9 protein-coding genes are annotated in these 7,395 nt (G+C 76.7%); 7 read left to right on the top strand and 2 right to left on the bottom strand.

From position 1 onward, the window contains the following. Nucleotides 1–294: 294 nt before the first annotated feature. A complete protein-coding gene (locus tag WCS02_RS15310; RefSeq protein ID WP_340294749.1) occupies nt 295–792 on the bottom strand; it encodes a VOC family protein in 498 nt (165 codons plus the stop codon). Nucleotides 793–932: 140 nt separating this feature from the next. Between WCS02_RS15310 and WCS02_RS15305 the strand changes: the two genes are divergently transcribed. From WCS02_RS15305 to WCS02_RS15290, 4 genes are all read left to right on the top strand, one after another. After that, nucleotides 933–1,541, top strand: coding sequence for a LysE/ArgO family amino acid transporter (locus WCS02_RS15305; RefSeq protein ID WP_340294753.1), 609 nt, complete (start codon nt 933–935; stop codon nt 1,539–1,541). A gap of 105 nt (nt 1,542–1,646) precedes the next feature. Continuing rightward, a complete protein-coding gene (locus WCS02_RS15300) occupies nt 1,647–2,015 on the top strand; it encodes an FKBP-type peptidyl-prolyl cis-trans isomerase (protein ID WP_340294746.1) in 369 nt (122 codons plus the stop codon). A gap of 197 nt (nt 2,016–2,212) precedes the next feature. Further along, nucleotides 2,213–3,523, top strand: a complete 1,311-nt coding sequence (locus WCS02_RS15295; protein ID WP_340294743.1) for a PP2C family protein-serine/threonine phosphatase — start codon at nt 2,213–2,215, stop codon at nt 3,521–3,523. 49 nt (nt 3,524–3,572) lie between these two features. Beyond that, nucleotides 3,573–4,571, top strand: coding sequence for an SDR family oxidoreductase (locus tag WCS02_RS15290; protein WP_340294740.1), 999 nt, complete (start codon nt 3,573–3,575; stop codon nt 4,569–4,571). 30 nt (nt 4,572–4,601) lie between these two features. On the opposite strand, the gene WCS02_RS15285 is transcribed toward WCS02_RS15290, so the two are convergent. Beyond that, the gene (locus WCS02_RS15285; RefSeq protein ID WP_340294738.1) at nt 4,602–6,005 is read right to left on the bottom strand and encodes a M15 family metallopeptidase; all 1,404 of its coding nucleotides are present in this window, start codon (nt 6,003–6,005) and stop codon (nt 4,602–4,604) included. A 77-nt stretch (nt 6,006–6,082) separates the two neighbouring features. Between WCS02_RS15285 and WCS02_RS15280 the strand changes: the two genes are divergently transcribed. The 3 genes from WCS02_RS15280 to WCS02_RS15270 all read left to right on the top strand — a co-directional run. Beyond that, on the top strand, nt 6,083–6,694 hold the full coding sequence (locus WCS02_RS15280; RefSeq protein WP_340294735.1) for a methyltransferase domain-containing protein: 612 nt from the start codon (nt 6,083–6,085) through the stop codon (nt 6,692–6,694). A 155-nt stretch (nt 6,695–6,849) separates the two neighbouring features. Beyond that, complete coding sequence (locus WCS02_RS15275) at nt 6,850–7,146, top strand: YidH family protein (RefSeq protein WP_340294751.1); 297 nt, start codon at nt 6,850–6,852, stop codon at nt 7,144–7,146. After that, a partial coding sequence (locus tag WCS02_RS15270) for a DUF202 domain-containing protein (RefSeq protein ID WP_340294732.1) occupies nt 7,143–7,395 on the top strand: 253 nt, incomplete at its 3' end. The genes WCS02_RS15275 and WCS02_RS15270, both read left to right, overlap by 4 nt.

Below are 7,395 nucleotides of genomic sequence, written 5' to 3'. Positions count from 1 at the left end.
GGCGCCGGGCGCCCGGGGTCGAGGGGCCCGACGGGGCCCGTCGGTCAGCCCGTGCCACCGCCGCCGTCCCGGTCGTGCCGGCCGTCGCGCCCGACCCGGACGTCGCCACGGGTGCGCGCGCGCCCGTGCCCGACCCCGGGACAGCCCCGCACCCCTGGAGTCATGGCCCGAGGCTACGCGCGGTCAGGGGCCCGGGGCCCCCCGGACGGGCAGACCCGCCGGGCGTGTCAGCCATCTGGTCAACAGCGGGCAGACCGGTGAGTCACAGCCGGGTCGTCCGGGAGGGCAGCCGGGTCACCCCTGCGGCGGCGCGGCGGCGTCGGCCGCCGCGAGCACGTCGGCCACGACGATGCGGCGCATCGACAGCATGGCCTGGGTGGCGGCCTGCGCGCGGGCGGGCACCGGGTCCGACAGCAGCGCCGGCAGCTCGGTCGGGACGACCTGCCAGGAGACGCCGAAGGGGTCCTTGAGCCAGCCGCACATGCTCTCCTGGCCGCCGTCGGCGGTGAGCCGGTCCCAGTACCGGTCGGTCTCCTCCTGGTCGGCGCAGGCGATCTGGAACGACACCGCCTCGGAGTGCGGGAACTGCGGCCCGCCGTTGAGCAGGGTGAACGCGTTCCCGTCGAGGCTGACCTGGACGGTGAGGGCGTCGCCCTCCTGCAGCGGGCCCGGCATGCCCGGGCCGTAGCGCGAGACGCTGAGCACCTCGCTGCGGGGGAACACCGAGACGTACAGCTCCGCCGCCCGCTCGGCGTCGCGGTCGAACCAGAGGCACGGGGTGATGGACGGCATGGCGGGATCCTCCTCGTCGGGCGGCCGGGTCGGCCTGCCCTGGTGACGTGCGGGCGGGCCAGGACTCATCGGTGCGGCCGTGCGGCGGACGGCGGCGCTGCCGCGGCGCCCGAGCACCTAGCGTCCCGGGGGTGAGCAGCATGCCGGCGCTCGTCGCCGTCCTCGCCGGTCTGGGGCTCGGCCTGTCGCTCATCGTCGCCATCGGCGCCCAGAACGCCTACGTGCTGCGGCAGGGCCTGCGCGGGGAGCACGTGCTCCTCGTCGTGGCCGTGTGCGCCCTGTCCGACGCCGTGCTCGTGCTGTCCGGGGTGCTCGGGGCGGGCGCGCTGCTCGAGCGGCTGCCCTGGCTGCTGCCCGTGTTCCGCGTCGGCGGCGCCGCGTTCCTGCTCGGCTACGCCGTCGTGGCCGCCCGGCGTGCGCTGCGGCCCGGTGCCCTCCGGGCCGACGACGCGGGCACCCGGACCCCGGCGCGCACGGCCGGCGCCACGGCCCTGGCGCTCACCTGGCTCAACCCGCACGTCTACCTCGACACCGTGGTGCTGCTCGGCTCGATCGCGCAGACCCACGGCGAGCACCGGCTGTGGTTCGCCGCCGGGGCGGTGACCGCGAGCCTGCTGTGGTTCACGGCGCTGGGCTGGGGCGCCCGGCTGCTGCGCCCGCTCTTCGCCCGCCCGGGGGCGTGGCGGGTGCTCGACGGGCTGGTCGCGCTCGTCATGCTCGTCCTCGCGGTCACGCTGCTGCTCGGCTGAGCCGGTCGCCGACCTGCCCGCCGCGGCGTCCGCCCGTAGCCTCGCCGGGACGGACGGGGTGCCAGCACGGCGACCCCGCCGCCCCGACACCCAGGAGGACACCCCGTGGACAAGCCCGAGATCGAGTACGTCGACCCCACCCCGCCGAGCGACCTCGTCGTCACCGACATCACCGTGGGCGACGGCGCCGAGGCCGTGGGCGGCTCGACGGTCTCCGTGCACTACGTCGGCGTGGCCCACTCCACCGGCGAGGAGTTCGACGCCTCCTACAACCGCGGCAGCGCCCTGGAGTTCCGCCTCGGCGCGGGCCAGGTCATCAGCGGCTGGGACCGCGGCATCACCGGCATGAAGGTCGGCGGCCGCCGCCAGCTCGTCATCCCGCCGCACCTGGCCTACGGCGAGCGCGGCGCGGGCGGCGTCATCGGCCCCGGCGAGACCCTGGTCTTCGTCTGCGACCTGGTCGGCGTCCGCTGACCTGAGCACCTCCTGAGGTGGCGGCGCCGGTCGTCGGCGCCGCCGCCCGGCCCAGGTCTGTCGTGCACTACATTCCTCCGCCGGGGGCCTGCACCGGCCCCCGGGAGCGCCCGCGGGCGCGGAGGAGGTCGGCCCTGCACGCCAGCCACGGCACCCCTCCGGTCCTCCCCGCCGCCGGCCCCGCGCCCGCCGCCCCGGTGCCGCCCCGTCGGCGCGCCGGTGACGAGGACCAGGACGGCGGCACCCTGCGGGCCGTCACCGACGGCCTCACGCGGATGGCGTCGGTGTCCCTGCTCCTGGGCGCGGTGACCTCCACCGACGAGCTGGCCGAGGTCGTCGTCGAGCACGGGCTGCCCGCCCTCGGTGCGCGCGGCGGTGTCGTGGGCGTCCTCGACCGCCGGGCGGCGGTGCTCCGGCTGCTGCGCGGCACCGGGCCCGTCCCCGCAGGCCGGGAGGTCCTCGCCCTGGACGACCCGCTGCCCATGGTCGAGGTGGCCACCACCGGGGTGCCGTCGCTGCTGCGGCCGGCCGACGTCGCCCGCCGGCTGGACGGGCAGGGCGAGGAGATGCACTCCTGGGCCGGCGACGGCAGCTGGGCGTGCAGCCCGATGCGCGCCGGCGGGGACCTGCTCGGGAGCGTCGCGGCCACGTGGGCCCCCGGGCACGAGGTGGGCGACCGGGAGGTCGGTCTGCTCCAGGTGTTCACCACGCTGGTGGCGCAGACCTACGAGCGGCTGCAGGGCGAGGCCGAGCAGCGCCGGCAGGCGCTCGCGGTGCGGCAGATGTCGGAGACGCTGCAGCGCAGCCTGCTCACCCAGCCCGACGTGCAGGCCGCCGTCACCATCGCCGTGCGCTACGTCCCCGCGGTCAAGGAGGCCCAGATCGGGGGGGACTGGTACGACGCCTTCGTCAGCGAGGACGGCGTGCTCACCCTGGCGATCGGGGACATCAGCGGCCACGACCGGATGGCGGCCGCGGCCATGGGCCAGGTCCGCAACCTGCTGCGCGGCATGGCCTACGACAGCGGCAGCAGCCCCGCGCGCCTGCTCACCCGCCTGGACGCCGCGCTGCGCGGCCTGCAGCTGGACACCCTGGCGACCGCCCTCGTCGCGCGCCTGGAGCAGGACGAGGACGGGCGCCGGCGCGGCGTCCGGCGCCTGGTCTGGTCCGGCGCCGGCCACCTGCCGGCGCTGGTGCGCAGCCCGGACGGGCAGGTGCGGGTCCTCGACGAGCCCGCCGACCTCATGCTCGGCGTCGACCCCACCACCTCCCGGCACGAGCGCGTGGTCGAGGTGGCGGACGGCTCCACCGTGCTGCTGTACACCGACGGGCTCGTCGAACGGCGTGACGTGTCCCTGGACACCTGCGTCCGGCGCCTGCAGGAGCGCGTGGCGGCGGTCGGGGACCTGCCGCCGGAGCGGGTGTGCGACGCCCTGCTCGCCGGGATGGACCCCGACGAGCACCGCGACGACCTGGCCCTGCTCGTGGTCCGGCTCGACCCCTCCTGACCTCCCGCGCCCGTGGGCGGGCGGGGCCCGGCTGCGGCAGAGTCGGGCCATGACGGCTCTGAGGGCACTGTTCATCGGCGGCAGCGGCATCATCAGCTCGGCGAGCACGGCGCTGGCGGTCGAGCGCGGCATCGAGCTCACCCTGCTCAACCGGGGCAGCACGACGTCGCGCCCGGTGCCCGAGGGGGTGGAGCAGGTCGTCGCGGACGTCCGGGACCCCGCCTCGGTGCGGGCGGCGCTCGGCGACCGGGAGTTCGACGTCGTCGTGGACTGGGTGGCCTTCACCCCCGAGCACGTCGCCACCGACATCGAGCTCTTCGAGGGCCGGACGGGCCAGTACGTCTTCATCAGCTCCGCCTCGGCGTACCAGACGCCCGCCTCGCGGCTGCCGGTCACGGAGTCCACCCCGCTCCGGAACCCGTTCTGGCAGTACAGCCGGGACAAGATCGCCTGCGAGGACCTGCTGTCCGACGCCTACCGGGACCGCGGCTTCCCGGTCACGGTCGTCCGGCCCTCCCACACCTACGACCGCACGCTCGTCCCCTTCGACGCGGGCTGGACGTTCGTGGAGCGGATGCGGCAGGGCAAGGAGGTCGTGGTGCACGGGGACGGCACGTCGCTGTGGACGCTCACCCACCACGCCGACTTCGCGACCGGCTTCGTCGGGCTGCTCGGGCACGGCCGGACGCTGGGGGAGGCCTTCCACATCACCTCCGACGACGTCCTCACCTGGGACCAGGTGGCGCACGCCCTGGCCCGCGCGGCCGGGACCGAGGCCCGGATCGTCCACGTCCCCTCCGACGTCATCGCGCAGGCGGACCCGGAGTGGGGCGCGAGCCTGCTCGGTGACAAGGCGCACTCCTCGGTCTTCGACACCTCCAAGGTGCGCTCCGTCGTGCCGGACTTCGTCTGCCGGCGCCCGTTCGAGCAGGGCGCCCGCGAGATCGTCGCCTGGCACGACGAGGACGCCTCCCGCCGCGCGGTGGACCCCCACCACGACGGGCTGATGGACTCCCTGGTCGCGCGCTGGGGGCTCGGGCGCGGCTGACCCCCCCGCCCATCCGCGGCGCCCCGCCGCTCAGCGGCCCGTCGTGCTGAAGTGCTGGTAGTCCTTGGCCGAGCTCCAGGCGCCTCCCCAGGAGAACCCGCCGTCGGCGAAGGCCGCGACGACGGCGGGGGTGACCATGCCGGGCCGGACCCGGGTCCGGTCCAGGTAGGCCCGCCCCGCCTCCGGGAGAACGGTGGCGCCCGAGACGTACGGGTTCTGCACCGGGTTGACGTCCAGGGCGCGGCCGTAGGCGTGCTCGGACCATGCCGTGCCGCTGGTCGTGCGCCGGCAGTTGAACCCGGAGGTGCTGCCCGCGGCCATGACCGCGTCGTCGGAGCCGCCGAACGCCGACGACGGCACCATCTGCTGCAGCGGGAAGCGCTGCTCGTACAGCCGGCGGAACACCTCGACGGTACGGGCGGCGAGGTCGGCGTGGACGACGACGCGGCCCTGCGCGACGGTGCCGTCCAGGGTCACGTGGCTCACGGTGAGCTGGCGCAGCGACGACGGGCCGACCGGGCAGCCGGGGCGGTACGAGGCGCCCAGGTCGGCCTCGGTGACGGGGGCCACGGACGAGGCGAACGGCGGCAGCACGCGGACGGCGGCGCGGCCGGTGTGCCCGGCGCTGTCCCACAGCGCCCGGGTGCCGCCGTAGAGGACCGCGTTACCGTCCTCCTGCAGGACGAGGCGGGCGGTGGCCGTCCCGGGCGTGCCGGTGTGCCAGAGCGGGCGGCCGGCGCCGGACAGCACGAGGTTGCCGTCCTCCTGCAGCAGGAGCCGGTCCGCGCCCGAGCCGTCGGTGCGGCTGCTCCACGCGGCGCCCCCGCCGGAGCGGTACGTGACGAGGTTGCCGTCGGGCTGCAGCACGAGCGACCAGGCCCGGCCGGGGCTGACGAGCCTGTCCCCGGCGGCCAGCGACGCACCGGGCAGGAGCCGGTCGCCCAGGTAGGTGCCGTCCCGCCACACCGGTCGGCCCGACGGGTGGGCCAGGACGAGGCTGCCGCCCTCGAGCACCAGGGCGACCGCCCCGAGCCCGTGGGTGCCGCTGCTCCACAGCGCCCGCCCGTCGGCGGCGTAGACGACGAGGTTGCCGTCGCCCTGGCGGTCCAGGCGCGCGCCCGGGTGCCCGGCCGTCGAGGTGTGCCACGCGGGCCGGCCGTCCCGGTAGAGCACGAGGTTGCCGTCGCCCTGCATGACCAGCTGCGCGGTGCCGTCGACGACGCGCTGGCCCGCGACGAGGTCGTCGACGGGGACGGCCGCCGCGGTGGTGGCCGAGGCGGCGGCGGTCGAGGCGGCGGCGGTCGAGGCGGTGGTGGTCGTGGCCGTCGTGGTCCGCGACGTGCCCGCGGGGGCGGCGCCGGCGGGCCCGGCCACCGGGAGGGCGAGCAGCAGCGTCCCGAGCAGGGCGGCCAGGGCAGGGGCACGGCGGGTCATGTGACCAACGGTAAGCGCGTCGTGACGTGCTGTCAGTCGGTCGGGCGCGGCGGTCCGGGGTGGGGCACGCTCGCCGGGTGAGCTTCCCGCCCGGCTTCTTCGACCGCGACGACGAGCGCCCGGACACGGAGGTCTACGCCGTCCCGCGGCTGGTGACCCACATCGACGAGGGAGCGGTGGAGGCGGTCGGCCTGCTCTACGAGGAGCTCGGCCTCGACGGCGACGTGCTCGACCTCATGAGCAGCTGGGTGTCGCACTTCCGCACCCCGCCCCGCGCGCTCACCGTGCTGGGGATGAACGCCGACGAGCTCGCCGCCAACCCCGCGGCGACCGCGCGCGTCGTGCAGGACCTCAACGCCGACCCCGTGCTGCCCTTCGCCGACGCGTCGTTCGACGCGGTCGTCACCTGCGTGTCGGTGGACTACCTCGTGGACCCCGTCACCGTGCTCGCCGAGGTCGCCCGGGTGCTGCGTCCCGGCGGGCTGTCGGTGTGCACCTTCAGCAACCGGTGCTTCCCGACCAAGGCCGTCCGCGGCTGGCTGTCGGTGCCGGAGGAGCAGCGGCCGCAGGTCGTCGCCGACTACCACCGCGCCGCCGGGGGCTTTGGGGAGCCCGAGGTGCAGCAGCGGCTGCGGGGCTCGTGGCGCAGCGACCCGCTGTGGGCGGTCTGGGCGCGGCGGCTGCCCTGACGCGCACGACACCGCCCGGTCCGGTCGCGGCGGCTCGGGGCCTGTACGTGGGCGCCGGTCGTACCGTGAGGCGCGTGGACCAGCAGCAGGAGCCCGCGCGCCGGTTCCCCGCCTGGGTCTACGGCGCCGGGACCGACCCCGACCCGCGGTTCTCGATGGCCAACGAGCGCACCTTCCTGGCCTGGGTGCGCACCGCGCTGGCACTCGTGGCCGGCGGGGTCGCCCTGGAGGCGCTGGGCCTGCCGCTGCAGCCGGACCTGCGCCTGGCCGCGTCCCTGCTCTGCCTCGGGCTCGGGGTGCTCGTCCCGCCGCTGGCCTGGCTCGCCTGGGGCCGCGCCGAGCGGGCGATGAGGGACGGCCGCCCCCTGCCGGGGACGCTGCTGGCCCCGGTGCTCGGCGCGGGGGTCGCCGTCGTCGCCGCGCTCGTCGTCCTGGCCACCCTGCTGCCGTGACCGGGCACCTGCTCGACGCCGGGCTCCAGCCGGAGCGCACCCGGCTCGCCTGGCGGCGCACCACCCTGGCGGTGCTCACCGGGGCGGCGCTGTCGGCCCGGCTCCTGCCGGAGGTCCTCGGCCCGGCGGGCATGGTTCTCGCCCTCGTCGCGCTCGCCGGTGCCGGCGCGCTGGCCGTGCTCGCCGACCGGCGCTCCCGGCAGGTGGTCCGGGCCCTGCGCGACGGCGGCCCGCCGCCCGGGGCGGGTG

Origin of the sequence: Aquipuribacter hungaricus (genome assembly GCF_037860755.1) — a bacterium.
Lineage (GTDB): Bacteria > Actinomycetota > Actinomycetes > Actinomycetales > JBBAYJ01 > Aquipuribacter > Aquipuribacter hungaricus.
Note: the sequence above shows the minus strand (reverse complement) of the source record. Positions and strands in the feature narration are given on the sequence as shown.